The organism is Streptomyces sp. CB02959, assembly GCF_002803155.1.
Taxonomy (GTDB): Bacteria; Actinomycetota; Actinomycetes; order Streptomycetales; family Streptomycetaceae; genus Streptomyces.
Genome location: NZ_NNBP01000016.1, coordinates 130,760 through 156,798, shown reverse-complemented (window position 1 = coordinate 156,798; position 26,039 = coordinate 130,760). Strand labels below are relative to the sequence as shown.

Genomic DNA, 26,039 nt, shown 5'->3' with positions numbered 1-26,039 from the left:
GTCAGGCGCGGCCGGCGATGCGGTTGATGCGGTCGATGGCCCGCTCGAAGCCGCGGGTGAGGTCGTCGAAGACGGCCTGGACGCTGCGTTCGCTGGTCATCCGGCCGACGATCTGGCCGACCGGGGTGCCGAGCAGCGGCTCGACCTCGTGCCGTTGGATACGGGAGTTGGCCTCGGCGACCAGCAGGCCCTGGAGCGGCATCGGGAGGGTGCCGGGGCCGCTGGGGTCGTCCCAGGCGTCGGTCCAGGCGGTGCGCAGCTGGCGGGCGGGTTTGCCGGTCAGGGCGCGGGAGCGGACGGTGTCGCCGGGGCCGGCGGCGAGCAGTTTGGCGGTCAGCCGCCGGGAGTGCAGATCGGCTTCCTCGGTGGTGAGCCAGATCGAGCCGAGCCAGACGCCCTGGGCGCCCAGGGCGAGTCCGGCGGCGATCTGCTCGCCGGTGCCGATCCCGCCGGCGGCGAGCACCGGCAGCGGATGGACGGCGGCCACCACTTCCGGGGTGAGCACCATGGTGGCGATCTCCCCGGTGTGGCCGCCGGCCTCGTACCCCTGGGCCACCACGACGTCGATGCCGGCGGCCTTGTGGTGCAGGGCGTGGCGCGGGCTGCCGGCCAGCGCGGCGACCCGGACGCCGTGGTCGTGGGCGCGTGCGATGACGTCGGGGGGCGGGGAGCCGAGGGCGTTGGCGAGCAGCTTGATCGGGTAGTCGAAGGCGACGTCGAGCTGGGTGCGGGCGACCTGTTCCATCCAGCCGGTGATCCGCCAGCCGGACGCCTCGCCGGGGGCGAGCGGCGGCACGTCGTACTTGTCCAGGAGTGCCTCGACGTACCGGCGGTGGTCGTCCGGGATCATCGCCTCGACGTCGGCCTCGCTGACGCCCTCCACCTTGGCGGCGGGCATCACGACGTCGAGTCCGTAGGGCAGTTGGTCGGTGTGCTCCTGCATCCAGTCGAGGTCCCGGGCCAGTTCGGCGGGCGCGGTGTAGCGGACCGCGCCGAGCACCCCGAACCCGCCGGCCCGGGTGATGGCCGCGGCGACCGCGGGAAAGGGCGTGAACCCGAAGACGGCGTGCTCGACTCCCAGCGCGTTGCTCAGCTCCGTCTGCATGGGCGCAGGATGCCGCAGCGCGCCGTGCGAGGGAAGAGATTTTCTGATGCTACGTCAGAAACTCGGTGCCGGGCCGCCGCCGGCCGGCCGGCGGCCCCGCTCCCCCGCCGGCCTCACCCCTCCTCCAGTACCGCCATCGCCGCGTTGTGGCCGGGGATGCCGCTCACCCCGCCGCCGCGGAGCGCGCCCGCACCGCACAGCAGGACGTTGGCGTGGTCGGTGGCGACGCCCCAGCGGGCGGCGGCGGAGGTGAGGGCGTCCGCGTCGTCGGCGTAGGGGAAGGCCAGTTCGCGGTGGAAGATGTTGCCGCCCGGGAGGCCCAGTTCGCGGTCGAGGTCGAGAGGTGTGCGGGCCTCGACGCAGGGGCGGCCGTCGGCGTCCCGGGCCAGGCAGTCGGCGAGCGGTTCGGCGAGGTGGGCGTCCAGCTGGGCGAGGGTGGCGGCCAGCAGCCGGTCGCGGGTGGTGTCGTGGTCGGTGGTGAACAGCCGGGCGGGGGTGTGCAGTCCGAAGAGGGTGAGGGTGTGGTAGCCCCGGCGGACGAGGTCGGGGTCCAGGATGGAGGGGTCGGTCAGGGAGTGGCAGTAGATCTCCGACGGCGGCGCGGCGGGCAGCCGGCCGGCCGCGGCCTCCCGGTGGGCGGTCTCCAACTCGGCGTATCCCTCGGCGACATGGAAGGTGCCGGAGAACGCCTCGCGCGGGTCGGTGCGCGGGTCGCGGAGCCGGGGCAGCCGGGTGAGCAGCATGTTCACCTTGAGCTGGGCGCCTTCGGCGGGCGGCGGCGCGGGCTCGCCGAGCAGCCGGGCGAGTTCGCGGGGCGCGGCGTTGACCAGGACGTGGCGGGCGCCGATCGTGCCGCGCCCTTCGGTGGTGACCTCCGCGGTGCGGCCGTCGGTGGCGAGGGCGGTGACCGGGCAGCCGGTGACGAGTTCGGCTCCGGCCCGGCGGGCGGCGTCGGCGAGCGCGTCGGTGAGGGCGCCCATGCCGCCGAGCGGGACGTCCCAGTCGCCGGTGCCGCCGCCGATCACGTGGTAGAGGAAGCACCGGTTCTGCCGGAGCGCCGGGTCGTGGGCGGTGGCGAAGGTGCCGATCAGCCCGTCGGTGAGGACCACGCCGCGCACCAGGTCGTCGTGGAAGGCCGCCTCGATCGCCTCGCCCAGGGGGCGTTCGAAGAGGGCGTGCCAGGCGGCGTCGTCGTCGACCCGGGTGCGGAGCGCGGTGCGGGTGGGGAGCGGTTCGGTGAGGGTGGGGAAGACCCGCTGGGCGAGCCGGCGGGTGGTGCCGTAGAAGTCCTCCCAGGCGGCGTACTCCCGGTCCGATCCGGTCAGTTGCGCGAAGGATTCGCGGGTGCGGGCCTCACCGCCGCCGACCAGCAGGCCGGTGGGGCGGCCGTCGCGCACTGCGGGGGTGTACGAGGAGACGGTGCGCTTGCGGACCGCGAAGCGGAGGCCGAGGTCCCGGACGATCTTCGGGGGCAGCAGGCTGACGAGGTAGGAGTAACGGGACAGCCGGGCGTCGACCCCGGTGAACGCGCGGGTGGAGACGGCAGCGCCGCCGGTGCGGTCCAACCGCTCCAGCACCAGCACGCTCCGTCCGGCGCGGGCGAGATAGGCGGCGGCCACCAGTCCGTTGTGGCCGCCACCGACGATGACGACGTCGTACGAAGTCCGTTCCGGCATGCCCCTTGAGTAGCACGGGGCGACGGTGGTCGCCAGATGGGAAACGCGTGGCGGCAGCGGAATGAATCGTTTGTTCCGGACGGTGCGGCTTCTTGACCAGTCGTCAGCCTCCTTCTAGCGTCCGGCCCTGCGCGCCCTGGAACCGCCCCGTCGGCCGTTCTTCCCGGCCGACCCACCTACCACGTGAGGTGACCCGTGTCCCATCCGTCGGTATCCCGCATCGGCCGCACCCTCGCCGGACTCACCGCCGTCACCGCCTGTTCGGCGGGACTGCTCTCGGCCACCGCTCCCGCCTCCGCCGCCCCCTCCCCCGCCCCCGGCGCCCGGTACGAGTCCGGGTACCCGAACCTGGCACCGACGCCCCCGATGGGCTGGAACAACTGGTCGTACTACCAGTGCGGCGGCCTCAACGAGCAGGTCGTCCTGGACAACGCCCGGGCGCTGGTCCGCAGCGGACTGGCGCACAGGGGCTACCGCACCGTCACCATCGACGACTGCTGGATGGCCAAGCAGCGCGGCCCCCAGGGCGAGCTGGTCGCCGACACGGCGAAGTTCCCGCACGGGATGGCCCACGTCGGGCAGGAACTCCACAAGATGGGCCTGAAGTTCGGAATCTACGAGGACGTCGGCACACTGACCTGCGGAAAGTACCCGGGCAGCCTCGGCCACTTCGAGCAGGACGCCAAGCTCTTCGCGAGCTGGGGGGTGGACTACCTCAAGGCGGACGGCTGCAACGTCCCGATCCCCAAGGGGCAGACCAAGGAGCAGGCGTACCGCGCCCTGTACACGCAGCAGAGCCGGGCGCTCCGGGCGACCGGGCGGCCCATCACCTTCTCGATCTCCGCGCCCGCCTACTTCCAGTTCTCCGGCGACGCGCTGTGGCACCGGGTCATCAAGTGGTCCGCGGAACTGGGCAACCTGTGGCGCGGCGGGGCGGACATCGCGGTGCAGCAGAGCACCCCGGCCGCGAAGTGGGCGTCCATCTCCGGCAACTTCCGCTACAACGCCAACCTCGCCGAACTCCAGCGCCCCGGACGCTGGAACGACCCCGACTTCCTGCTGGTCGGCGACTCCGGTCTGAGCCGGGACGAGATGCAGAGCCAGATGTCGCTGTGGGCGGTGATGGCCGCCCCGCTGATCTCCAGCACGGACCTCGGCAGGCTCTCCCCGCAGGCGCAGTCGATCCTGGGGAACCGCGAGGTGATCGCGGTCGACCAGGACCCGCTGGGCGTCCAGGGCCACATCGTGCAGCAGGACGGGGACGCGGCGGTGCTGTCCAAGCCGCTGCGGAACGGCGACCGGGCGATCGCGCTGTTCAACGGGGGCAGCACCGCCCGCACGCTGTCGATCAGGGCGGCCGCGGCCGGGCTGCCGGCGGCGGACTCCTACCGGCTGCGCGACCTGGTCACCGGACGGAACGGGCGGACCGCCCGGACCCTCATCGCCCGGAACGTCCCGCCGCACGCCACCGTGCTTTACCGGGTCCGCGCGGAACGCTGATCCGCCGGGCCCGGCCGACCGGGCCCCGTACGCCCGCTACCGCCGGTGTCCGGCGCGCTCCCTGCGCAGCGCCGCGACCCGGTGGTGGAGGGCGTCCGCCTCGTCCGTCCGCCCCAGCCGCGCCAGGCACTGGGCCTGTTCGCCGCGGCTGGCCAGCGCGTCGAGGTGGGCCGCGCCCAGGGTCCGTTCGCGGGCGTCGGCGACCTCGCGGTAGGCGTCCAGCGCCTCGGCCCAGCGGCCGAGCCGGCCCAGCGCCACGGCGACCTCCCGGCGGCTGGCCAGGGTGTCCGGGTGGTCCGCGCCGAGCACCCGGGTCCGGGCCGCGGCGATCCCGCGGGCCTCGGTGAGCGCCTCCGGCCAGCGGTCCAGGCGGCCGTAGTGGACGCCCAGGCCGTGCCGGGCGCGCAGGGTCTCGGGGTCGTCGGGGCCCTGCGCGCGGGTGCGGGCCGCCACCAGGTCGCGGTAGTGGGCCAGCGCCTCCGCGCTGCGGCCCAGCCGGCCCAGCGCGACCCCGGTCTCGTAGCGGGCGGCGAGGGTGTCCGGGTGGTCCGGGCCGAGCGCCGCGGCGCGCCCCGCGGCCACCCCCTGATACGCCGCCAACGCCTCCGGCCACCTCCCCAACTGCCCGGACACGAAGGCGTGTTGCCAGCGGGTGGCGAGGGTGTCGGGATGGTGGAGGCCGAGCACCCGGGCGCGCGCCTCGGCGACCTCGCGGACCGTGGTCCGGCACTCCTCCAGGCGGCCCAGCCGGCCGAGCCCGACGGCGAGGTGGTGGCGGCAGCCGAGCGTGTCGGGGTGGTCGGGGCCGAGCAGCCGCTCCCGGCCGGCCAGCACCTCCGTGAGGAGTTCCTGGGCCTCGAAGTGCCGGCCGTCCCGGGTCAGTGCGTGGGCGTTCGCCAGCCGTCCGGCGAGCGTGCCGAGCAGGGCGTGGTGGTCGCCGGGCGGCGCCGCCCGGTCGAGGCCGAGGGCCGGCGACGCCTCGCCGCGCAGCGGGTCGCCGACGCCGGTCCAGACGTCGGTGAGGACCGCGACGGCTCGGTCCGCCGAGGTGCGACGGGGCGGCCGGGTGCCGACGGCCGGGGCACCGGCGGTGATACCGCGGGTCCACGAGGGCAGCCGCGGGGTGGGCACCGTCAGGTCGTCCGGCGCCGGGCCGGTGCCCCGGGTGCGGCGGTGCCGGGCGTCGGCGAGCCGTTTGGCCAGTTCGTCGGCGTCCCGCGGCCGGTCGTCCGGGTCCTTGGCGAGCAGGTCCAGGACGATCCGCTCGTACGCCTCGGGCAGGTCGGGGCGGATCGCCCGGGGCGGGTCCGGGACGGTGTCGCGGTGGCCGACCAGGACCGCCCAGGCGTCGCCCTGGGCGAACGGCGGGGCGCCGGTGGCGACCTCGTAGAGCACGCAGCCCAGGGAGTACAGGTCGCTGCGGTGGTCGACGATGCCGCCGCCGATCTGCTCGGGCGACATGTAGTGCGGGCTGCCCATGGCGATGCCGGTGCCGGTGAGCCGGGCGGTGAAGCCGATGTCGTGGCCGAGGCGGGCGATGCCGAAGTCGCAGATCTTGACCGTGCCGTCGGTGGTCCTGACGATGTTGGCCGGCTTCAGATCACGGTGCACCACGGCCTGTTCGTGGGTGTAGGCGAGGGCCGCGGCGATCTGCTCGGCGACCTCGATGACGTCCGGGACGGGTAGCGGCTGGCGCCGGTTGTCGTCCAGCAGTTGACTGAGGTTACGGCCGTTCAGCAGCTCCATGACGATGAAGAGGATGCCGCGGTCCTCCCCGAAGTCGTGCACCACGGTGATCCCGCGGTGCTGGAGCGCCGCGGCCACCCGGGCCTCCCGGCGGAACCGCTCCCGCAGCACCCGTAGGAACCCCGGCTCCTGCTGCTGCCCCATGGGCTTGAGGCACTTGACCGCGACCAGCCGGCCCAGCGCCTCGTCCCGGGCCCGCCACACCTCTCCCATGCCGCCCCGCCCGATGGTTTCGAGCAGGCGGTAACGCCCCTGGATCAGCCTGTGCTCCGCCATCCCTGTCGCCGCCCCCGCTCCCGCGTTCAGCCGCGTGGATCCCCCTGTGTGCCGTGCCCGTCCAGTATGGCGGCGGAGTCGCGGAGCTTGAAGGTCCCCGTCCGGGCGCCGGGTCCGCGCCGCGCCACCGCCGCTCGGACGGGATCAGTGGCGGAGGGCGGCGTCCAGCATCCGGATCAGCTCGCCCACCCGTCCGCCGCCGTCCGGAGCCGCCGGGAAGCGGTTGAGCACGTCGACGACGGCCGGTGTCGCGCGCAGCGCCACCTGCCCGATGTGTGCGGCGCCGACGGTCCGGTCGTCACCGGCGACGAGCTCGGCCGCCCGGGCCGCGTGGGCGCCCGCCCCGAGAATGTGCTTGACCTGGGTGGCCTTGGCCAGCGGATGCAGGTAGGCGGCGCCGGCCGCCGACATCGCCGCCCACGCCGCCTCGCGAGCGGCCGCGGTCTCCACGGCCTTGGCTGCCTTGAGCGCCGCCCACGCCGTGTCGCGCAGTCCCTTCCCCCGCTCACCACCGCGGGCGAACTCCCAGGCGGCACCCAGCGCGTCACGAGGCCGCGGGTCGTCCGGCCGGTCGGCCTCGAACGTCCCGACCACCGCCTCCGCACACGCGGCGGCGAACCCGGTGACCTCACGGAGATCCTGTGTGCTCAGTGCGATCTCGCCTGCTTCTGCTGCCATGCGTCCATCTTCGGCCACCGCGCCGGACGGCTCGGCGGCAGGGCGGGGCCGGGCGGGCCGGGCCCGACGGGGCGGCGGAGGCCGTCCCGCCGGGGTGCCGACGGGGGTGCGTGGTCGCACCGGCTCAGCGCCGCACCCGGGGCATGCCGAGGCCGATCCACGAGATGATCTCGCGCTGGATCTCGTTGTTGCCGCCGCCGAAGGTGAAGATGACCGCGGAGCGGTAGCCGCGTTCCAGTTCGCCGTGGAGGACCGCGCCCGCCGAGCCCTCCGTGAGCGGTCCGGCCGCGCCGGCCACCTCCATCAGCCAGGCGTAGGCGTCCCGGCGGGCCTCGGAGCCGTAGACCTTGACCGCGGAGGCGTCCTGGGGGGTGAGCGTGCCCTGTTGGAGCGCGTCGACCATCCGCCAGTTGAGGAGTTTCATGGCCTCCAGCCTGGTGTGGGTGCGGGCCAGTCGCCCGCGTACCCAGCCCAGGTCGATGACCCGGCGGCCGTCGGCGAGCTTGGTGCCGGCGGCCCAGCGTTGGACGTCGTGGAGGGCGCGGACGGCCATGGTGCCGTGTGCGGCGAGGGTGACCCGTTCGTGGTTGAGCTGGTTGGTGATGATCCGCCAGCCCTGGTTCTCCTGGCCGACGCGGCGGGTGGCGGGGACGGTGATGTTCTCGTAGTAGCTGGCGGTGGTGTCGTGCGAGGCGAGGGTGTTGATCAGGGTGCAGGAGTAGCCGGGGTCGCTGGTGGGGACCAGGAGCATGGTGATGCCCTTGTGGGGCGGGGCCTGCGGGTCGGTGCGGACCGCCAGCCAGACCCAGTCGGCGGTGTCGCCGTTGGTGGTCCAGATCTTCTGGCCGTTGACGACGTAGTGGCCGGTCTCCTCGTCGCCTTCGCGCACCGCGCGGGTCTTCAGGGCCGCGAGGTCGGTGCCGGCGTCCGGTTCGCTGTAGCCGATCGCGAAGTCGAGTTCGCCGGAGAGGATCCGGGGCAGGAAGTACGCCTTCTGCTCGTCGGTGCCGAACCGCATGAGGGTGGGGCCGACGGTGTTCAGCGCCATCAGCGGCAGCGGGACCCCGGCCTGGGCCGCCTCGTCGAAGAAGATGAACTGCTCCATGGGCGTCATCCCGCGCCCGCCGTACTCCGCGGGCCAGCCGACGCCCAGCCAGCCGTCGGTTCCGAGCCGCCGCACCGTGTCGCGGTAGAAGCGCTTCTGGGCGGCCGGATCGGCGTACCGGGCATAGGCGTTGTCCGGTACCAGCGCGGCGAAGTACGTCCGCAGTTCGGCGCGCAGCCGCTGCTGTTCCGGGGTGTAGTCCAGGTGCACGGCCCCTCCACCAGTCGTCCGGTCGGGTCGTCCCGTCGCCGGTGGCCGCCCGGAGTGCTGACGGCCCGTCGGTTTCCGGGGTCGGGGGCACAGTAGAACGCGTTCCAGTAATTCGGAAGGGTGGCGACCGGCCTTGCGCGGGAGCGCGACGGGCCCGACGCGGCCCCTGGCGGGGTGCCGTGCCGGGCCCGTCGCGGGACTGGGGCGACGCGGGCGGCCTCAGCCCTCGTGCTTGGCGGAGTCGTGCGTCTGGGATCGGTCGCGGAGCCCGTCCTTGCAGTACTTGACGAAGCCGGTGTTCGTCACGTGCTTGGCCGAGATCCAGGTCCGCCGGCTGCCGCGGACCAGGTACCAGAGGTCGTTGCCGCGGATGTTCTGGGCGCGGACCTTGCAGACCAGGTAGAGCCGGGCGCCGTTGCGGAGATCACCCTTCGACGCGGAGTCCGTGCTCGGGTACTGGCGCTCGTTCATCCCGCGGGCGGCGGTGACGGTGCCGTACGCGGTGCCCGGACCGGTCAGCTTCTCGGTGCCGGACTGCGACTGCGGCCGGGGCTGGGGGTCCGCCTGGGCCGGAGCCGCTACGAGCAGCGTCGCCCCCAGGGCGACAGCCGTGGTCAGTGCGCCCGCACCCGCTGCGAGCTTCTTGCCTCGGGCCACGAGGACGTCGGTCGTGGACATAGGGGGTCTCCTGTTCTTGACGCGCGATGCCTTGCCGCACAATGCCACCCATCGGTGCGTTGCGGACATTACGCGCAAATGACCCATGCGGTGTGGTGAAACGACGACTGCGGGGCCGATCGTGTGACGCCGTGTGGGGCCGGTGGGCGAAGGAAATCACCCGTCCCCCGGCGCGCCGGTGCGCGCGCTCAGCCTTCCGTACCCGCCTGGTGGATGCCGAAGACCGCGCCCTGCGGATCACGCACCATCGCGATCCGCGGCCCGTCCGGGACGTCCGTCGGCGCCATCAGCAGCATCCCCCCGGAATCGGCGGCCCGCGCCGCGGTGGCGTCGACGGACTCGACCGCGAAGTACGGCAGCCAGTGCGGCCGGACGTCCTCCCGGTCGCGCGCCTCCACGGTGCTCATCCCGCCGAAGTCGGCGCCGCCGATCCCCCACTGGGTGTACGTGCCGTGGGCCCTGACGGTCCATCCGAAGATCCGGGAGTAGAAGGCCACCGCGGCCTCGGCGTCGCCGGTGGCCAACTCCACCCAGCCGAGCGCGCCGGGCTCGTTCAGCAGCTCCGCGCCGGCGAAGGACCGGGCCTGCCAGACCGCGAAGGCGGCGCCCCCCGGATCGGCCAGCACCGCGAACCGGCCCAGCTCGAAGACGTCCCGCGGGTCCACCAGTACGCTGCCGCCGGCCTCGGACACGGCGGTGGCCAGCGCCTCGGCGTCCCCGGTGGCGAAGGTGACGGTCCAGGCGGTCGGCTGGCCCGGCGCGTACAGCGGGGTGGCCGCGGCGACCTGGGCGTCGCCCGCGGAGAAGACCGTGTAGCCGCCGGCCCCGGCCCGCGAGTCGGTCACGGCGTGCCAGCCGAAGACCTGGCGGTAGTAGACCGCGGCCGCGGCCACGTCCGAGGTGCCCAGCTCCACCCAACAGGGCGCACCGGGCGTGGGCTCGGTGATCTTCACGCGCTGCTCCGTCCCTCGGCGCCACGGCCGGGCGGGCGGCACGCCGGACCGCGCCCGCCCCCGGCTCTCCCGTGCTGCCGATCGTCCGACGGGCGGTACCGGCCCGCAACCCGGCGCGGCGGGCGGGGTCAGGGCCGGTGCGGGTGCAGCTGCCGGCGGCCGGGCAGGCGGTGGCGGGTGCGCGCGGCGTCCGGGGCGAGGGCGGCGTCCAGGTCGCGGGCGGCCGCCGCGGCGGCCGTGGTCGAGCGGGGGAAGAGCGCCGCCTCGTACACCCGGACCGCCTGGTCCGGGTCGGTCTGCCAGGTGTGCGCCTCGGCGAGGTGCTGGGCGAGTTCGCAGCCGTCCTGGAGGGCCAGGTCGGCGCCCGGGCCCGAGAGCGGCGTCATCACGTGCGCGGCGTCGCCCAGCAGCGTCAGGCCCGGGGTGTGCGGCCAGGTGTGCGGCACCGGCAGCGCGAACAGCGGACGGTTGGCGAACCCCTCGTCGCTGTCGCGGAGCAGCGCCAGCAGCCGGTCGTGCCAGCCGTCGAACCCGGCCAGCAGGGCGGCCCGGACCGCCTCGGTGTCCGCGGTGCTCACCCCCGCCGCCCGCGCCCAGTCCTCGGAGCCCCGGAAGGCCGCGTAGACCCGGATCCGGCCGCGGCCGTCGCGCCGGGCGAGCAGTCCCTGGCCCCCGGACAGCGCCGTCATGGTGCCGCGGCCGACCAGCCGGGCGATCTCCGGGTGCCGGGTGTCGACGTCGTCGAGGCCGGTCTCGACGAAGGTCACACCGGAGTAGTGCGGCGTCCCCTCGGACAGCAGCGGCCGGACCCGGGACCAGGTGCCGTCGGCGCCGATGACCAGGTCGAAGGTGGCGGTCGTGCCGTCGTCGAAGACGGCCTGGTGGCGGCCGCCGCCGCGCGGGTGCAGCGTCCGCAGGTAGCTGCCCCACCGGACGGTGCCGGGCGCGAGCGAGTCCACCAGCAGGCGGCGCAGCTCGCGCCGGTCGATCTCGGGGCGCTCGGCGGCCCGGCCGGGCTCGGGGACGTCCTGGTGGAGCACCGCGCCGGTGCGGTCGAGCAGCCGGACCTCCTGGCCGGCGGGCCGGGACGCGGCGCGGAACGCCTTCTCCAGACCAGCCGACCGCAGCGCCGCCCGCCCGGTCGCCGCGCGCAGTTCCAGGGGCCCGTCGGGACCGGCACCCACCGGGCCGAGGTCCCGCTCGAAGACGGTCACCGGCACCCCGTACCGCTGGAGCACCCGGGCGCAGACCAGCCCGCCGGGGCCGGCCCCGATGATCGCGATGCGGAAGGTGATGGGGGGCATGGCGCGGCGCTCCTCGGGTGGTCCGCGGCCCGGCCCCCGGCCGGGACGGGCCTCGCTACCAGAGGAGCACAGCGGCCCCGAAAGTGCGATCGGTACCGGCCGCCGGGCCGGGCGGGTCACACCGGCCGGACGCGGAGCAGGGGCAACGAACCTTCCGGGGAGGGCTGTTCGGACAGGGTGCCGTGGCGGGTGGCCCGGGGCCCGCGGCGGGCGGGGTCAGTGGAACGGGCGGCGGGAAGCGGACCGGCGCAGCATGGAACCACCAGGAGGGAGGACCGACGCCATGACCGAGGGAACGCGCGAGGGGCCAGGGGCCGTACCCAGCACGCCGCGACCCGTACCGCACGACCCCGGGACGCCCGATCCCGGGCGGGAGCCGGAAGAGGAACCCGCGGCCGAGCCCGAGCCGGCCCCCGAGGAGCCGCCCGGCTCCCGGCCCGGCGACCACCCGGCGCCCGAGCCACCCGACTGACCCCGCCCTGCGGCCCGGCACGACCGGCCGCGGTGGGCCGTCCGGTTGCAGGGGCCGTACGGCCGGCGCAAGGTGGGAAGCCACTCGGGTTCGGGCGCGCCTCGGCGCGCCGGTCGGCCGCCCCGGGGACGCCGGGCCGATGTCGGGAGAAGACGGCATGTTGCTGCCGGACAAGTCCGTACTCGCCGCGCTGCTGCGGCGCTACCGCGTCTGGGAACAGGTGGTGCTCGCCGATCCGCACGATCCGGCGGCCCTGCGCCGGCTGGAGGACCTGGCCTACACGCTGTGCGTGCTGATGGGCCGGCGCACCGTCCACGAGGCGATCATCGAGGCGGAGCGCTACCTCGCCACGGACCGGACCGTGCCCCGGACCGCCGACCGGCGCAACCGCCAGGGCCGGTCCTGATCGCCGGACCGGACCCGGCACGACGGCCGGCGGAAACCGCGGCGGCGCCGCCGTGCGCGGCGCGCGACGTGAGGAGCAGACCGTGGGACACCCCGGAAACCCGACGACCACGGCCCCGGCCCCCTCGGCGGCCGGGGCTGCGGACGCGGCCGCCCCGCTCGACCCGGCCGAGCTGACCGCCCTCGACGCGCACTGGCGGGCCGCCAACTACCTCGCCGCCGGGCAGATCTACCTGATGGCCAACCCGTTGCTGACCGAGCCGCTGCGCCCGGGGCACATCAAGCCCCGGCTGCTGGGCCACTGGGGGACCTCCCCCGGCCTGAACCTCGTGCACACCCACCTCAACCGGGTGATCAAGGCCCGCGACCTGGACGCACTGTGCGTGTGGGGGCCGGGGCACGGCGGGCCGGCCGTCCTCGCCAACTCCTGGCTGGACGGGACGTACACCGAGACGTATCCGGACGTGACCCGGGACGGGGCCGGGATGGCGCGGCTGTTCCGCCAGTTCTCGTTCCCGGGCGGGGTGCCCAGCCACGTCGCGCCGGAGACGCCCGGCTCCCTCCACGAGGGCGGTGAGCTGGGCTACTCCCTCACCCACGCCTACGGGGCGGCCTTCGACAACCCGGAGCTGCTGGTCGCCTGCGTGATCGGCGACGGGGAGGCGGAGACCGGGCCGCTCGCCGCGTCCTGGCACGCCACCAAGTTCCTCGACCCGGTGCACGACGGAGCGGTGCTGCCGATCCTCCACCTCAACGGCTACAAGATCGCCAATCCGGCGGTGCCGGCCCGCATCCCGGAGGACGAGCTCGACGCGCTGCTGCGCGGCTACGGCCACGAGCCGCTGCACGTCACCGGCGACGACCCGGCCGCGGTGCACCAGGCACTGGCCGCGGCCATGGACCGGGCGCTGGACCGGATCGCGGCGATCCACCGCCGGGCCCGCACGGACGGCGACACCGGGCGCGCGTACTGGCCGATGATCGTGCTGCGCACCCCCAAGGGCTGGACCGGCCCGCACGAGGTGGACGGGCAGCCCGTCGAGGGCACCTGGCGCTCGCACCAGGTCCCGCTGCCCGGGGTCCGTGAGAACGCCGACCACCGGCACCAGCTGGAGCGCTGGCTGCGCTCGTACCGGCCGGAGGAGTTGTTCGACGAGGCGGGGCGGCCGCGCCCGGAGGTGCTGGAGTGCGTGCCCGAGGGCCGGCGCCGGCTGGGCGCCTCCCCGCACGCCAACGGCGGTCTGCTGCTGCGCGACCTGCCCCTGCCGCCGCTGGAGCGGCACGCCGTCGAGGTCGACAAGCCCGGCACCGCCCTGCACGAGCCGACCCGGGTGCTCGGCCGGCTGCTGACCGACGTCATGGCGGCGACGGCCGAGCGGCGCGACTTCCGGCTCGTCGGCCCGGACGAGACCGCCTCGAACCGGCTGGACGCCGTGTACGACGTCACCGCCAAGGCGTGGCAGGGGACGACGCTCCCCACCGACGAGCACCTGGCGCATGACGGCCGGGTGCTGGAGGTGCTCTCCGAGCACCTCTGCCAGGGGTGGCTGGAGGGCTATCTGCTCACCGGGCGGCACGGGCTGTTCTCCAGCTACGAGGCGTTCGCGCACATCGTCGACTCGATGGTCAACCAGCACATCAAGTGGCTGCGGACCGCCCGCCGGCTGCCCTGGCGGCGCCCGATCGCCTCCCTCAACTACCTGCTCACCTCGCATGTCTGGCGGCAGGACCACAACGGCTTCTCGCACCAGGACCCCGGCTTCGTCGACCATGTGCTCAACAAGAGCCCCGAGGTCGTCCGGGTCTACCTGCCGCCGGACACCAACACCCTGCTGTCGGTGGCCGACCACGCGCTGCGCAGCCGCGACTACGTCAACGTGATCGTGGCCGGCAAGCAGCCCTGCTTCGACTGGCTCACCCTCGACCAGGCGCGGGTGCACTGCGCCCGTGGCGCCGGCGCCTGGGAGTGGGCGGGCTCCGAGGACGGCGACCGCGCCCCCGACGTGGTGCTGGCCTGTGCCGGGGACGTGCCCACGCAGGAGACGCTGGCCGCCGCCGACCTGCTGCGCCGCCATCTGCCGCAGCTGGCGGTGCGGGTGGTCAACGTCGTGGACATGGCCCGGCTGCTGCCGGCGGGCGTCCATCCGCACGGGATGCCGGACTCCGAGTTCGACGCCCTGTTCACCCGGGACCGGCCGATCATCTTCGCGTACCACGGCTATCCCTGGCTGATCCACCGGCTCTGCTACCGCCGCGCCGGCCACGCCCAGCTGCACGTCCGCGGCTACAAGGAGGAGGGCACCACCACCACGCCCTTCGACATGGTCGTCCGCAACGACCTCGACCGGTTCCGGCTGGTGATGGACGTGGTGGACCGGGTGCCGGGGCTGGGCGTGCGCGCGGTGGCGCTGCGGCAGGCGATGGCGGACGTCCGGACCCGGCACCATGCCTGGATCCGGGAGCACGGTACGGATCTGCCGGAGGTCGCGGAGTGGACCTGGACCGGGTGATCGCCGCCGTCGCCGCGGCCCGTCGTCCCCCGCACTGCTGACGGACCGTCGGCCGGCTCCCGCGCCTCCCGGGCCACCGGCCGGGCGCCGGTCGGCCCGTGCGGACCGGCTCGGGAGGTGGCCCAGGGCCCGGCCTCCTAGCATGGAACGGCACCGAACCGCACCACGAAGGCGGCTCCCGCATGCGCCCCACCGCGAAGTTCTCCATCAGCTTCGGCCTGGTCACGATCCCGGTGGCCGCCTACAACGCCACGGACACCGCCGCCTCGGTCAGCTTCGTACGGCTGCACACGGCGGACGGCGGGCGGGTACGCAACCAGCCGGTCTGCTCCCTCGAAGGCACCGAGATCTCCCCCGACGAGATCGGCCGCGGCTACCGGACCGACGACGGCACCCTCGTCCCGCTGACCGACGACGACCTGGACGCGCTGCCGCTGCCGACCGCCAAGACCCTGACCATCCTGGCCTTCGTCGCGGGCGGCGACATCGACCCGCTCCAGATCGGCAAGGGCTACTACCTGGGCGTGGACGGCCCGGCGGCGGCGAAGCCGTACGCCCTGCTGCGGGACGCGATGGAGCGGCACCGGCGGGTGGGGCTGGGCAAGATCGCGCTGCACGGCCGGGAGACCTTGGCGATGATCCGGCCGGTGGAGGACGTGCTGGTCATGCAGGTGTTGCTGTGGCCGCATCAGATCCGTCCGATGACCGGCGTCCTCCCGGAGCGGGAGGTGAAGGTCGCCGCCAATGAGGTGCGGGCCGCCGAGACGCTGATGGACTCCTTCGGCGCGCTGTCCGAGGAGGACGTGCACGACCACTACCGGGAGGCGCTGGAGGAGATCGTGGCGGCCAAGCTCGCGCGCCGCGAGCCGGAGTTCGCGACGGGCGAGGAGCAGCCAGCGGGTCAGGTGAAGGACCTGATGGCGGCCCTCCAGGACAGTGTGCGGGCCGCGAAGCGGGCCCGCGGCGAGACCGTCGAGGCGGAGGGGACGGACGAGGCGGACAGGGCTGCCGGGGCCGCCGGGGCGGGCCGGGCGGGCGGCGGAGCGCGGTCGTCGGGCCGTACGGCGACGAGGGCCACGGCCCGTAAGACCGCCACCGCCCGGAAGACCGCCGAGCGGCAGCCCGCGAAGCCGACCGCGACGGGCACGGCGAAGGCCGGGGCGGCGACGGGCGCGGCGGCGAAGGGGAGGGCGGCTACGGGGAAGACGGCCGCGGCGGCGAAGGGGACCGGCGCGAAGAAGGCGGCGGGCACGGCCCGGAAGACGTCCGCGGCCAAGCAGACCGCCGGCCGCGGGCGGAAGGCGGGCTGAGTCCGGAGCGGCGGCCGGGCGGCCTGGCCGGTCAGCGGCAGCCGGTGCCGCCCACCGGCAGCACACCGTCCATCAGGAACCCGTCCACCTTCTGCCGGACGCACGCGTTGCCGGAGGCGTACGCGGCGTGCCCCTCGCCGTGGTACGTCAGCACCACGCTGGCGTTGCCCAGCGCCCGGGCCATGTGCACGGCGCCCTCGTACGGCGTGGCCGGGTCGTCGGTGGTGGCCACGAGCAGGGCGGGCGGAGCGTCGTGGGCGGCCACGTCGCGGGACGAGTCGTCGCCCGGGACCGGCCAGCCGTAGCAGTCCAGCAGCGTCGGGGCGATGTCCGGGCCGAACAGCGGGGACGCCTGGGCGAGTTCGCTCGCGGCGCGCGGGTAGTCGGCGGGGCCGTAGCGCTCGGAGGTGTCCCGGCAGCTGATCGCCCGGAGCGCCAGTTGGTCCTGGGAGGGCATGGCCTCGGTCGGGACGGGCCCGGGGCGGCCGCCGCCGGCCCGGGCGGTGCCGCTGCCACCGCTTCCGCCGCCGCTCAGTTGCAGGATCCCGGTGGCGTCCCCGCGGCGCAGCTGGGCCAGCGCGTCCCGCAGCGAGGGCCAGCTGTCCCGGCTGTAGAGGGCCTCCCGCAGCGCGTAGACGTAGGTCGTGCCGTTCACGTCCGTGCCCTGCGCGGAGATCGGATGGTCCGTCAACTTCTGGTACCAACTGGTCAGTTGCTGCTGTGCCGCGGTGACGTCCGCGCCGAGCGGGCAGCCGTCGGTGTGCACGCAGTCGGTGGCGAAGTCGTCGAGCACCCGTTGGAAGCCGCGCGCCTGGGCGATTGCGGTCTGCCAGGTGTTCTTGGTCGGGTCCTCGACGCTGTCCAGGACCAGCCGGCCGGTGTTCCGGGGGAAGGCGTGGGCGTAGTTCGCGCCGAGCCGGCTGCCGTAGGAGAACCCGAGGTAGTTGAGCTTGCGGTCGCCGACGGCGGACCGCAGGACGTCCATGTCCCGGGCGACGTCGGGGGTGCCGACCCAGGGCAGCAGCGCGCCGGAGTACCGGCCGCAGGCTTCGTTGATGCGCTTCTCGTTGGCGGCGAGGCCGGCCGCGCCGGTGCCGCCGGCCGGGGTGTAGCCGGTGCCGCAGGAGATCGGTTCGGTGTGGCCGGTGCCGCGCGGGTCGAAGCTCACCAGGTCGTAGCGCTGGCCGAGATGGGCGAAGGCATCGCTGTTGCCCATGAGGTAGTTGACGCCCGAATCACCGGGGCCGCCGGGGTTGATGACCAGCGAGCCGAGCCGCTTCCCGGGCCCGGTCGCGGGCAGCCGCACCAACTGGACGCGCAGTGTGCCGTGCTCCGGGTGGCGGTAGTCGCGCGGGACCTCCAGCCGGGCGCACTGGAAGCGGCTCCCGGTGCCGGGTGACGGCGACGGCGACGGTGGTGACGGCGGCGGGGGCGGGGGCGACGGCGGCGGTGACGGTGGTGACGGCGACGCCGACGAGCCGTGGTCGGCCTGGCCGGTGCCGGACGGGCCGGTTCCGGGGAAGCCCGCCGGGCAGGGCTGCCAGTCCGGTCGCTGGGCGGCGAAGCGCGCGAGGTCCGGGCCCCCGGATGCGGGACCCGGGTCGGCGTCCACCACCGGGGCGGGAATCCCGACCAGGGCGCCGGCCAGCGCACCCGACGCCAGCACCGCGAGGGCTCCGCGAAGACCCGGCATACCCCGAGGGTAGGGCCGCGGTCCCGGAGAGGCATCCGGACGCCGCACCACCAACGGGCCCGCCCGACCGCAACCTGGACCCGCCCGCGTCCACCCGGCGACCGGGAGGGGCGTACGGACAACCGCCGGCCCGCCTCGGTGCGGAAGCCGAGGGCGGCGGGCGGGACGCCGACGAGGAGGGCGGGCGCTCCGGCCCGGCGCGGCACGGCCAGGCGGCGACACCACCGGGCAATACCCCCGCAAATACCCCCAGGGGGTAGACGGCTCCCAGCCCTCCGCACACCGGACCGCCGACCCCCGAGCGTCCGCACCCCCACCCCCTTCACGCTTGAACACTCTGTTTACAACACTCCATTGACAACGACCTACGCAAGCACGCATCCTGACACCATGTCAGCGACTGCGGAACAGCCCCAACAGCCCACCCCTGCCGCCCGATCCGGCCAAACCGCCGAGTCCACCGACCCGTTCACTCCCCCGGACCCCGGCCAGGCCCGCGCGCACCGCGCCCACGCCGCCCTCTTCCGGATCGCCGAACGGCATGCGGCCACCGACGAGCAGCGCCGGCGCCAGGCGCACCCCGCCTTCGTCGGCCCCCACGAAGCCGTCCGCCTCGTCTCGTTCCTGCTCAGCGGGGCCGCCCTGCTCCAGGACGGCGAGCCGGAGGTGGACCGCGCCGACGTCACCGCCGCCCTGAGCCTGGTCCCCATGGTGCGCGGGGAGATGGACGAACTGGAGGCCGGACTCCTCCAAATGGCCCGCGGCCGCGGCATGACCTGGCAGGAGATCTCCTTCGGCCTCGGCCTCGGCACCCCGCAGGCCGCCCGGCAGCGCTACGAACGCCTGGTGGGCCGCACCGCCACCGACCCCGAGGAGGGCACCCCCTGAGGGACCGTGGCGGGCCGGCCGGACCGGGAGTAGTCTCCGGCGATGCCTGATCTCCTGCCGACACTGCCCGCGGGTTACGAGGCGCGGCCGACCACGGCCGACGACGTGGACCCGGTCCACCGCCTGGTCGCCGCCTGTGAACGCGCCCTGTACGGCCGGGTGCAGTCCGCTCCCGGCGTCATCGCCGCCGACCTCGGCCGACCGGGCCTGGACCCGGAGCGGGACACCCTGCTGGTCCACGACCGGGCGGGGCGACTGGCCGCCCGGGCCTGGGTGGACCGGCGCTCCGAAGTGGACGTGCACCCCGCGCACCGGGGCCGCGGCCTGGGCGCCGCGCTGCTGGACTGGGTCGAGGCCCGGGCCCGCCAGGCGGGAAGCGAGGGGATCGTGCAGACCGTGCCGGACGACGACACCCACGCCGTCGCGCTCGTGCGGTCCCGCGGGTACCGGCCGCTGGTGACGGCCTGGCAGCTGGAGTTCGCCATGGCCGACGAGCCGGCGGTGCCCGAACCGCCCGCGGGCCTCACGGTCCGGCCGTTCCGCTCCGGCGACGAGCGCGCCGCCCACCACCTCATCGAGGACGCGTTCGACGCGTGGCAGCCGCGCCGCAAGTCCTACGAGGAGTGGGCCCGGCACGCGGTCGGGCGGCCCACCTTCGCCGCCGACCGCTCGACGCTGGCCTTCCGCGGCGACCAACTCGTGGGCGCGGTCATGTCGTTGGACCTACCGGAGGCGGGCGAAGGCCATATCGAGCAGGTCGCGGTCCACCCCGACCACCGCAACCGGGGCATCGCCCGCCTGCTGCTGCGCCACGCCTTCCGCGCCTTCCACCGGCAGGGCGTGCGGACCTGCACCCTGTGGACCCATTCGGACACCGGCGCGCTCGCCCTGTACCTGCGGGTGGGCATGACGGTCCGCCTCGGCTCCACGGTCTTCCGGAAGGGCCTGGCGGACGGCTGACCCGGCCGCCGGGGCCGCGGCGGACCGCGCCGACCCGCCGGTCAGCGCCCCGCCGGTCAGCGCCCCGCCGGTCAGCGCCCGGCAGGGCGGCGCTGGGCCCAACTCGGCCGCCAGGTCTCGGTGTCGGGGTGGCTGGGAGGCAGGGAGTCGAGGTGGTCGCGGAGCGCGGTGAGCCCGGGGTGCGGGTTGTCGCCGCGCCAGAGCAGCGAGTGCGGGTACACCGGGGTCGGATCGTGCACCGGGATCCGCCGCAGGTCGTGGCCGGCGGGCCAGACCAGGGGCGTCCGCTGGCCGAAGAAGGTCGCCAGCGTCGCGGAGTCCGCGAGGGTGTCGAAGAGCGCCTCGACGCCGAAGTCGGGTCCGATCGTGTCGATGGTGAGGCCGAAGGCGGCGGCCAGATCGTCGTAGTAGGCCCGCCACTCCGTGCCGGGGGCGGCGCCGGGCATCCAGATCCGGTGCCCGGCGAGCTGGGCGAGGGTGACCGCGGGAGCGGCGGCGAACTCATGTGCCGGGCCGACGCACAGTTCGAGGGCCTCGTCGAAGACCGGGGCGGCCCGGACCTCGTCGGGCAGGTGCCCGCCGGGCTTGGTGACGGCGCGGAAGGCGGCGTCGATCGCGCCGGTCCGGATGGCGGCGACGGCCGCGTCGGCGTCGAAGAGCGTCACCACGTCGAGGGCGACCTGGGGGTGCGCGCGGTGGAAGTCGCGCAGCAGGCCGGCCGTCGCGAGCCGCCGGCCGACCACGTCGACGCGGAGCGCACGGCTGCCGGGCCGGACGGAGCCGACCGCCCGCTCCTCGGCCTGGAGGAGGGCGCGGGCGTGCGGCAGGAACGCCTGCCCGTCGATGGTGAGAACGGCCCCCCGCGGCGTCCGCGTGAACAGCCGCACGCCGAGGTCGTCCTCCAGGACGCCGATGCGCTTGGACACGGCCTGCTGGGTGAGCGAGAGGTCGATGGCGGCCTTTTGGAACTGCCCGGTCTCCGCGACCGCGACGAAGGTACGCACAGTGTTGAGGTCCACGCCGCCTAGGCTATCGCCACAACGCTTCGTTGTGGCACGCCGACGTCGCGGTTGTTTGATCTGCCAGCCGGATGGCGGCTTTGATGGCGGGCGTCAACGGGGAGCCGGACCGGATTCCCGAAAATGCACAGGACATTGGGTTTTGTCCGGCGCCGGAACGGCAGCGGACAAGGCCGGAGTCGGCGTTCACAGGCCGGATGCACAGCGGAGCCCGGCTGCATACCGGACAACACATGGTTGTCCGGTGTCTCGCAGCGCTCCGAGGCGTCCGTCCCCTCCGCCCTTCGGCCGGCGCGGCTCCGTCCGCCTCCGTTGACGCCGTCGGCCCCTTGTAAGGCCACCACCGCGGCCCCGGCCGGGTGGGGCCGCCCACCCGTCCCGGAGGTGACGCAGCCATGCCGGACTCCTTCGTCCACCTGCACAACCACACCGAATACTCGATGCTGGACGGCGCGCAGAAGCTGAAGCCGATGTTCGCCGAGGTCGCCCGGCAGCAGATGCCGGCGATCGCCATGAGCGACCACGGGAACATGTTCGGGGCCTATGAGTTCGCGCAGGTCGCGAAGGGCTTCGACGGCGTCAGGCCGATCATCGGCATCGAGGCGTACGTGGCCCCGTCGTCCCGGTTCGCCCGGAAACAGGAGTTCTGGGGCCCGGGGGGCCGGCGCGCGGTCGGCAACGACGGCGAGGGGTCGAAGGACGTCTCCGGGGGCGGCCGCTTCACCCACATGACGATGTGGGCGCGTGACGTCCAGGGCCTGCGGAACCTGTTCTGGCTCTCCACACAGGCCAGTTACGAGGGCCAGTTCCCGGCCGGCAAGCCGCGGATGGACCGCGAGCTGATCGCGCAGCGGCCGGACGGCATCATCGCCACCACCGGCTGCCCCTCCGGCGAGATCCAGACCCGCCTGCGGCTCGGCCAGTACGCGGAGGCGCGCGCCGCGGCCGGCGCCTACCAGGAGATCTTCGGACCGGAGAACTACTTCCTGGAACTGATGGACCACGGTCTGGACATCGAGCGCACCGTCCGCGACGGCCTGCTCCGCCTCGCCGGGGAACTGGCCATCCCCCTCCTGGCCACCAACGACGCGCACTACGTCACCGAGGACCAGGCCGACGCCCACGACAACCTGCTGTGCATCGGCGTCGGCAAGAACAAGAACGACCCCGGCCGGTTCCGCTTCAACGGCTCCGGCTACTACCTCAAGTCGGCCGCCGAGATGCGCCGCCTCTTCTCCGAACTCCCCGAAGCCTGCGACCACACGCTGCTGATCGCCGAGCGCGTCGAGCCCTACGACGCGGTCTTCGACTACGTGGACGAGATGCCGCAGTTCCCCGACGTACCCGAGGGCGAGACCCAGGAGTCCTGGCTGCGCAAGGAGGTCCTCAAGGGCCTGACCCTGCGCTACGGGGACCCGGTCCCCGCCCACGTCACGGAACGGTTCGAGACCGAGATGGCGGTCATCGGGCCGATGGGCTTCAGCTCGTACTTCCTGGTCGTGGCGGACATCTGCCGGCACGCCCGGGAGAACCGGATCCCGATCGGTCCGGGCCGCGGGTCGGCCACCGGCTCCCTCGTGGCCTACGCCACCCGCATCACCGAACTGTGCCCCCTGGAGCACGGGCTGCTCTTCGAACGGTTCCTGAACCCCGAGCGCATCAACCCGCCGGACGTCGACCTCGACTTCGACGACCGCCAGCGCGACCGGATGGTCCGCTACGTCACCGAGAAGTACGGCGACGCGTTCACCGCCCTGGTCAACACCTTCGGCAAGATCAAGGCCAAGAACGCGATCAAGGACTCCTCACGGATCCTGGGCTACCCCTTCTCGCACGGCGAACGGATCACCAAGGCGCTGCCGCCGGACCAGAACGGCAAGTCCGCGCCGCTCGCCGCCCTCTTCGACCCCGCGCACGAGCGGTACGCCGAGGCCGGCGAGATCCGGCAGCTGTACGCCGGCGAGCCGGACGTGCAGCAGGTGATCGACACCGCCCGCGGCGTGGAGGGCCTGACCCGCGGCACCGGTGTGCACGCCGCGGCGGTGATCCTGTCCAAGACGCGGCTGACCGAGCGGATCCCGCTGCACATGCGGGCCGCGGACGGCACGAAGATCACCGGGTTCGACTACCCGTCGTGCGAGGCGATGGGCCTGATCAAGATGGACTTCCTGGGGCTGCGGAACCTGGGCGTCATCGACCAGGCGCTGGCGAACATCCGCGAGAACCGGGGCGTCGCCCTGGCCACCGTCGACCCCCTGGACGGCGACCCCTCCACCGTCGTGATCCCGCTGGACGACGCCCGGACCTACCGCTTGCTGGCCGCGGGCAACACCTTCGGCGTCTTCCAGCTCGACGGCGGCGGCATGCGGGCCCTGCTCAGGCTGATGGAACCGAGCCGGTTCGAGGACATCGCCGCGGCCAACGCCCTCTACCGGCCGGGCCCGATGGCCGCCAACGCCCACACCAACTACGCACTGCGCCAGAACGGCAAACAGGACCCCACCCCGATCCACCCGGAGCTCAAGGACGCCCTGGAGCCGATCCTCGGCTCCACCCACCACCTGCTCATCTTCCAGGAGCAGATCATGGCCATCGCCCGGCAGCTGGCCGGCTACACCCTGGGCGGCGCCGACATGCTCCGCCGCGCGATGGGCAAGAAGAAGCCGGAGGTGCTGGCCGCGGAGTGGGAGACGTTCCACGGCGGCATGCGGGGCAACGGCTACTCCGACGAGGCGATCCGGGCCCTGTGGGACGTGATGCTGCCGTTCTCCGGCTACGCCTTCAACAAGTCCCACACCGCCGGCTACGGCCTCGTCTCGTACTGGACCGCCTACCTCAAGGCCAACTACCCGGCCGAGTACATGGCCGCGCTGCTCACCTCGGTCGGCGACGACAAGGACAAGGCCGCCGTCTACCTCGCCGACGCCCGCAAGAACGGCGTCCGGGTCCTCCAGCCCGATGTCAACGAGTCCGTCGCGGAGTTCACCGCGATCGGGGACGACGTGCGGTTCGGGCTGCGCTCCGTCCGCAACGTCGGCGACGCCGTCATCGACGCCGTCGTCGACGCCCGCCGCCGGAAGGGGAAGTTCACCTCCTTCCCCGACTTCGTGGACAAGGTCGATCTGCCCGCGCTGAACAAACGGGCCGTGGAGTCCCTGATCAAGGCCGGCGCCTTCGATTCGCTGGGCCACTCCCGCAAGGGCCTGACGGCCGTCCACGAGGACGCCATCGACGCGATCATCCCGGTGAAGAAGGCCGCGAGCTTCGGCCAGGACGACCTCTTCGCCGAACTGGGCGGCGGGGACGGCGACGGACCGGCCTTCGGACTGGACCTCCCCCTCGACGAGGAGGAGTGGCCGCGCCGCCAACTGCTGTCCACCGAACGTGAGATGCTGGGCCTGTACGTCTCCGCGCACCCGCTGGACGGGGCCGAGCACATCCTCGCCGGCGCGCGGGACTGCTCGCTGGCCGAACTCCTCGCCTCCGGCCGGACCACCGGCGAGGTGCAACTGTCCGGGCTGATCACCGGCATCCAGCGCAAGGTGACCAAACAGGGCAACGCCTGGGCCATCGTGACCCTCGCGGACCGGGACGCCGCCGTCGAGGTGCTGTTCTTCCCCGCCTCCTACCAACTCGTCCAGCACGCCCTGTCCGAGGACACCGTCATCTCCGTCCGCGGCAGGATCGAGGACCGCGACGGCACCCTGAACGTCTTCGGCCGGGAACTGGCCGTGCTGGACGTCTCCGCGGCCGAGCACGGCGGGCGACCCCCGGTGCGCCTGGCGTTCCCCGCCCACCGCATCACCGAGGGAGGGGTGCGCGAACTGAAGCGCCTCCTCACCGACCACCCCGGCGACAGCCCCGTCCACCTCAGCGTCCGCGGCACGGCGCGGACCACCGTCTACGCCCTGCCCGCCAAGGTGGACGCCACCGCCCTCGCCTCCGACGTCAAGGGCGCGTTCGGCGCCGAAGCCTGGACGGGCCTCGTATGACGCCCGCCCCCGACCTGCCGCACCCCATAGCGCTGCGGGCCGCCGACCCCGCTCCCCCGCCCTGCCCGCGCTGCCGGACCGCGGTGCTGCTGGTCGCCCGCTACCCCCACACCTGGCACAACCGCTCCGGCGAGCCGGTCCACGGCCTCAGGGAGTCCGTGCTCTGCGCCTCCTGCGACCCGGACGACCCGGCGGCGGCCGGACTCCTCGCACTGTTCGCCGACGGCGGCCTCCCGGCCCCGGCCACCCCCGACGCGCTCGGCCCGCACCTGCGCACCTGGCTGGCCGCGGTGCGCCGGCGCGCCCCGCACCGTGCCGACCTGGACGCCGAGGAGGCCCGGTGGCGGGCCGGCGAGTTGTAGCGGGAGGCCGGACGCGGGCGCTGACAGGGGGTCAACACGGCCCCCCGGCACCGGAGTCGGCCCGCACCGGGAACAAACCTCCGCACCGGCGACTTGTACGCCGCATGAAGGCGATTGTGTACCGACAGCATGGCGGCCCCGACGTCCTCGGCCTGGAAGAACGGCCGGTACCCGCCCCCGGTCCCGGCGAGGTCCGGGTCAGGATCCACCTCTCCGGGGTCAACCCGACCGACTGGAAGGCCCGTACGGTCTCGGTCTTCGGGTTCTCCGCGGACGGCCAGGGCCAGGTGCCCCACCAGGACGGCGCCGGCACGATCGACGCGGTCGGCGCGGGCGTGCCCGCCGACCGGGTCGGCCAACGGGTCTGGATCTGGGAGGCCGCCTGGCAGCGCGCGAACGGCACCGCCCAGGAGTACGTGGTCCTTCCGCAGGCCCAGGCGGTGGCCCTGCCCGACCACGCCTCGTTCGAGCTGGGCGCGAGCCTGGGCATCCCCGCGCTCACCGCCCACCGCTGCCTGACCGTCGCCGACGGCGGCCCGCGGCGGCTGGCTCCCGGCGCGCTCGCGGGACGGACCGTGCTCGTCGCGGGCGGCGCCGGTGCCGTGGGCAACGCGGCGATACAACTGAGCCGATGGGCCGGCGCCACGGTGGTGACGACCGTCAGCGGCCCGGCCAAGGCCGCCCTCGCCCGGGCGGCCGGGGCCCACCACGTCGTCGACTACCGTGCGGACGACGCGGCTTCCGCGATCCGCGCGCTGGTCCCGGGCGGCGTCGACCTCGTTGTCGAGGTGGCCCCCGCGGTGAACGCCGGCCTCGACCACCACGTCGCGGCGCCGCACGCCACCATCGCCTGCTACGCCGACACCGGTGCCGACACCCTCGCCTTCCCCGTACACCCCTTCCTGTTCGCCAATCTCCGGTGGCAGGGGGTGCTGGTCTACACGCTCCCCGAAGCGGCGAAGGCCGACGCCGTCGCCGCCGTCACGGCGGCCGTCGCGGACGGCGCGCTGCGCGTGGGGGACGACGCCGGACTCCCGCTGCACCGCTTCCCCCTGGAGAAGACCGGCGACGCGCAGGCCGCGGTGCAGCGGAACGTCGTCGGCAAGGTGCTGGTGGAGGTGGCCACCGACTGACGCGGCGGCTGCGGCGCGACCGCGGGCCCGTAGGCGGGCAGGCGGTCAGGCGGCGCGCGCCCGC

20 protein-coding genes are annotated in these 26,039 nt (G+C 74.3%); 10 read left to right on the top strand and 10 right to left on the bottom strand.

Annotation, left to right across the window (positions count from 1 at the left end; all coding sequences use genetic code 11):
• Position 1 precedes the first annotated feature (1 nt).
• Together CG747_RS25265 and CG747_RS25260 are read right to left on the bottom strand one after the other, a co-directional pair.
• Positions 2 to 1,105, bottom strand: a complete 1,104-nt coding sequence (locus CG747_RS25265) for a nitronate monooxygenase family protein (RefSeq protein ID WP_100604106.1) — start codon at positions 1,103 to 1,105, stop codon at positions 2 to 4.
• Between the two features lie 113 nt (positions 1,106 to 1,218).
• The gene (locus tag CG747_RS25260) at positions 1,219 to 2,781 is read right to left on the bottom strand and encodes an NAD(P)/FAD-dependent oxidoreductase (protein WP_100604105.1); all 1,563 of its coding nucleotides are present in this window, start codon (positions 2,779 to 2,781) and stop codon (positions 1,219 to 1,221) included.
• A 195-nt stretch (positions 2,782 to 2,976) separates the two neighbouring features.
• Between CG747_RS25260 and CG747_RS25255 the strand changes: the two genes are divergently transcribed.
• On the top strand, positions 2,977 to 4,281 hold the full coding sequence (locus CG747_RS25255) for a glycoside hydrolase family 27 protein (protein ID WP_100604104.1): 1,305 nt from the start codon (positions 2,977 to 2,979) through the stop codon (positions 4,279 to 4,281).
• A gap of 36 nt (positions 4,282 to 4,317) precedes the next feature.
• Here CG747_RS25255 and CG747_RS25250 read toward each other — a convergent pair whose 3' ends face one another.
• From CG747_RS25250 to CG747_RS25220, 6 genes are all read right to left on the bottom strand, one after another.
• Positions 4,318 to 6,303 (bottom strand): serine/threonine-protein kinase, encoded by a 1,986-nt coding sequence (locus CG747_RS25250; protein WP_100604103.1) that lies wholly within the window; start codon positions 6,301 to 6,303, stop codon positions 4,318 to 4,320.
• A 144-nt stretch (positions 6,304 to 6,447) separates the two neighbouring features.
• Positions 6,448 to 6,981, bottom strand: coding sequence for a putative immunity protein (locus CG747_RS25240; RefSeq protein ID WP_100604102.1), 534 nt, complete (start codon positions 6,979 to 6,981; stop codon positions 6,448 to 6,450).
• A 124-nt stretch (positions 6,982 to 7,105) separates the two neighbouring features.
• Positions 7,106 to 8,296, bottom strand: coding sequence for an acyl-CoA dehydrogenase family protein (locus CG747_RS25235; RefSeq protein ID WP_100604101.1), 1,191 nt, complete (start codon positions 8,294 to 8,296; stop codon positions 7,106 to 7,108).
• Between the two features lie 219 nt (positions 8,297 to 8,515).
• Positions 8,516 to 8,974 carry a hypothetical protein gene (locus tag CG747_RS25230; protein WP_100604100.1) on the bottom strand — a complete coding sequence of 153 codons (459 nt, stop codon included), beginning with the start codon at positions 8,972 to 8,974 and terminating at the stop codon, positions 8,516 to 8,518.
• A 188-nt stretch (positions 8,975 to 9,162) separates the two neighbouring features.
• Positions 9,163 to 9,927, bottom strand: a complete 765-nt coding sequence (locus CG747_RS25225) for a VOC family protein (RefSeq protein WP_100604099.1) — start codon at positions 9,925 to 9,927, stop codon at positions 9,163 to 9,165.
• A gap of 128 nt (positions 9,928 to 10,055) precedes the next feature.
• The gene (locus CG747_RS25220; RefSeq protein WP_100604098.1) at positions 10,056 to 11,231 is read right to left on the bottom strand and encodes an NAD(P)/FAD-dependent oxidoreductase; all 1,176 of its coding nucleotides are present in this window, start codon (positions 11,229 to 11,231) and stop codon (positions 10,056 to 10,058) included.
• Between the two features lie 283 nt (positions 11,232 to 11,514).
• On the opposite strand from CG747_RS25220, the gene CG747_RS25215 reads away from it, so the two are divergent.
• The 4 genes from CG747_RS25215 to CG747_RS25200 all read left to right on the top strand — a co-directional run bounded on the left by CG747_RS25215 (position 11,515) and on the right by CG747_RS25200 (position 15,928).
• On the top strand, positions 11,515 to 11,703 hold the full coding sequence (locus CG747_RS25215; RefSeq protein ID WP_100604097.1) for a hypothetical protein: 189 nt from the start codon (positions 11,515 to 11,517) through the stop codon (positions 11,701 to 11,703).
• A 157-nt stretch (positions 11,704 to 11,860) separates the two neighbouring features.
• Positions 11,861 to 12,109 carry a DUF5133 domain-containing protein gene (locus tag CG747_RS25210; protein ID WP_100604096.1) on the top strand — a complete coding sequence of 83 codons (249 nt, stop codon included), beginning with the start codon at positions 11,861 to 11,863 and terminating at the stop codon, positions 12,107 to 12,109.
• Between the two features lie 82 nt (positions 12,110 to 12,191).
• Entirely contained in the window at positions 12,192 to 14,618 is a 2,427-nt protein-coding gene (locus tag CG747_RS25205) for a phosphoketolase (protein ID WP_100604095.1), read from the top strand.
• A 182-nt stretch (positions 14,619 to 14,800) separates the two neighbouring features.
• Entirely contained in the window at positions 14,801 to 15,928 is a 1,128-nt protein-coding gene (locus tag CG747_RS25200) for a Ku protein (RefSeq protein WP_100604094.1), read from the top strand.
• A gap of 31 nt (positions 15,929 to 15,959) precedes the next feature.
• Here CG747_RS25200 and CG747_RS25195 read toward each other — a convergent pair whose 3' ends face one another.
• Positions 15,960 to 17,621, bottom strand: a complete 1,662-nt coding sequence (locus tag CG747_RS25195) for an alpha/beta hydrolase (protein ID WP_100604093.1) — start codon at positions 17,619 to 17,621, stop codon at positions 15,960 to 15,962.
• 390 nt (positions 17,622 to 18,011) lie between these two features.
• Here CG747_RS25195 and CG747_RS25185 point away from each other — a divergent pair, with 390 nt between their 5' ends.
• Complete coding sequence (locus tag CG747_RS25185; RefSeq protein ID WP_100604092.1) at positions 18,012 to 18,509, top strand: DNA-binding protein; 498 nt, start codon at positions 18,012 to 18,014, stop codon at positions 18,507 to 18,509.
• A gap of 42 nt (positions 18,510 to 18,551) precedes the next feature.
• On the top strand, positions 18,552 to 19,469 hold the full coding sequence (locus tag CG747_RS25180; RefSeq protein ID WP_100604091.1) for a GNAT family N-acetyltransferase: 918 nt from the start codon (positions 18,552 to 18,554) through the stop codon (positions 19,467 to 19,469).
• A gap of 71 nt (positions 19,470 to 19,540) precedes the next feature.
• On the opposite strand, the gene CG747_RS25175 is transcribed toward CG747_RS25180, so the two are convergent.
• Positions 19,541 to 20,488: a LysR family transcriptional regulator gene (locus CG747_RS25175; protein ID WP_100604090.1), complete on the bottom strand. Its 948-nt coding sequence runs from the start codon at positions 20,486 to 20,488 to the stop codon at positions 19,541 to 19,543.
• A 395-nt stretch (positions 20,489 to 20,883) separates the two neighbouring features.
• Between CG747_RS25175 and dnaE the strand changes: the two genes are divergently transcribed.
• The 3 genes from dnaE to CG747_RS25160 all read left to right on the top strand — a co-directional run bounded on the left by dnaE (position 20,884) and on the right by CG747_RS25160 (position 25,975).
• Complete coding sequence (dnaE, locus tag CG747_RS25170; RefSeq protein WP_100604089.1) at positions 20,884 to 24,480, top strand: DNA polymerase III subunit alpha; 3,597 nt, start codon at positions 20,884 to 20,886, stop codon at positions 24,478 to 24,480.
• Complete coding sequence (locus tag CG747_RS25165; protein ID WP_100604088.1) at positions 24,477 to 24,842, top strand: DUF6300 family protein; 366 nt, start codon at positions 24,477 to 24,479, stop codon at positions 24,840 to 24,842. Before dnaE ends, CG747_RS25165 begins: the two co-directional genes overlap by 4 nt.
• A 116-nt stretch (positions 24,843 to 24,958) precedes the next feature.
• Positions 24,959 to 25,975: an NADPH:quinone reductase gene (locus tag CG747_RS25160; RefSeq protein WP_308303803.1), complete on the top strand. Its 1,017-nt coding sequence runs from the start codon at positions 24,959 to 24,961 to the stop codon at positions 25,973 to 25,975.
• The last annotated feature ends 64 nt before the right edge of the window (positions 25,976 to 26,039 follow it).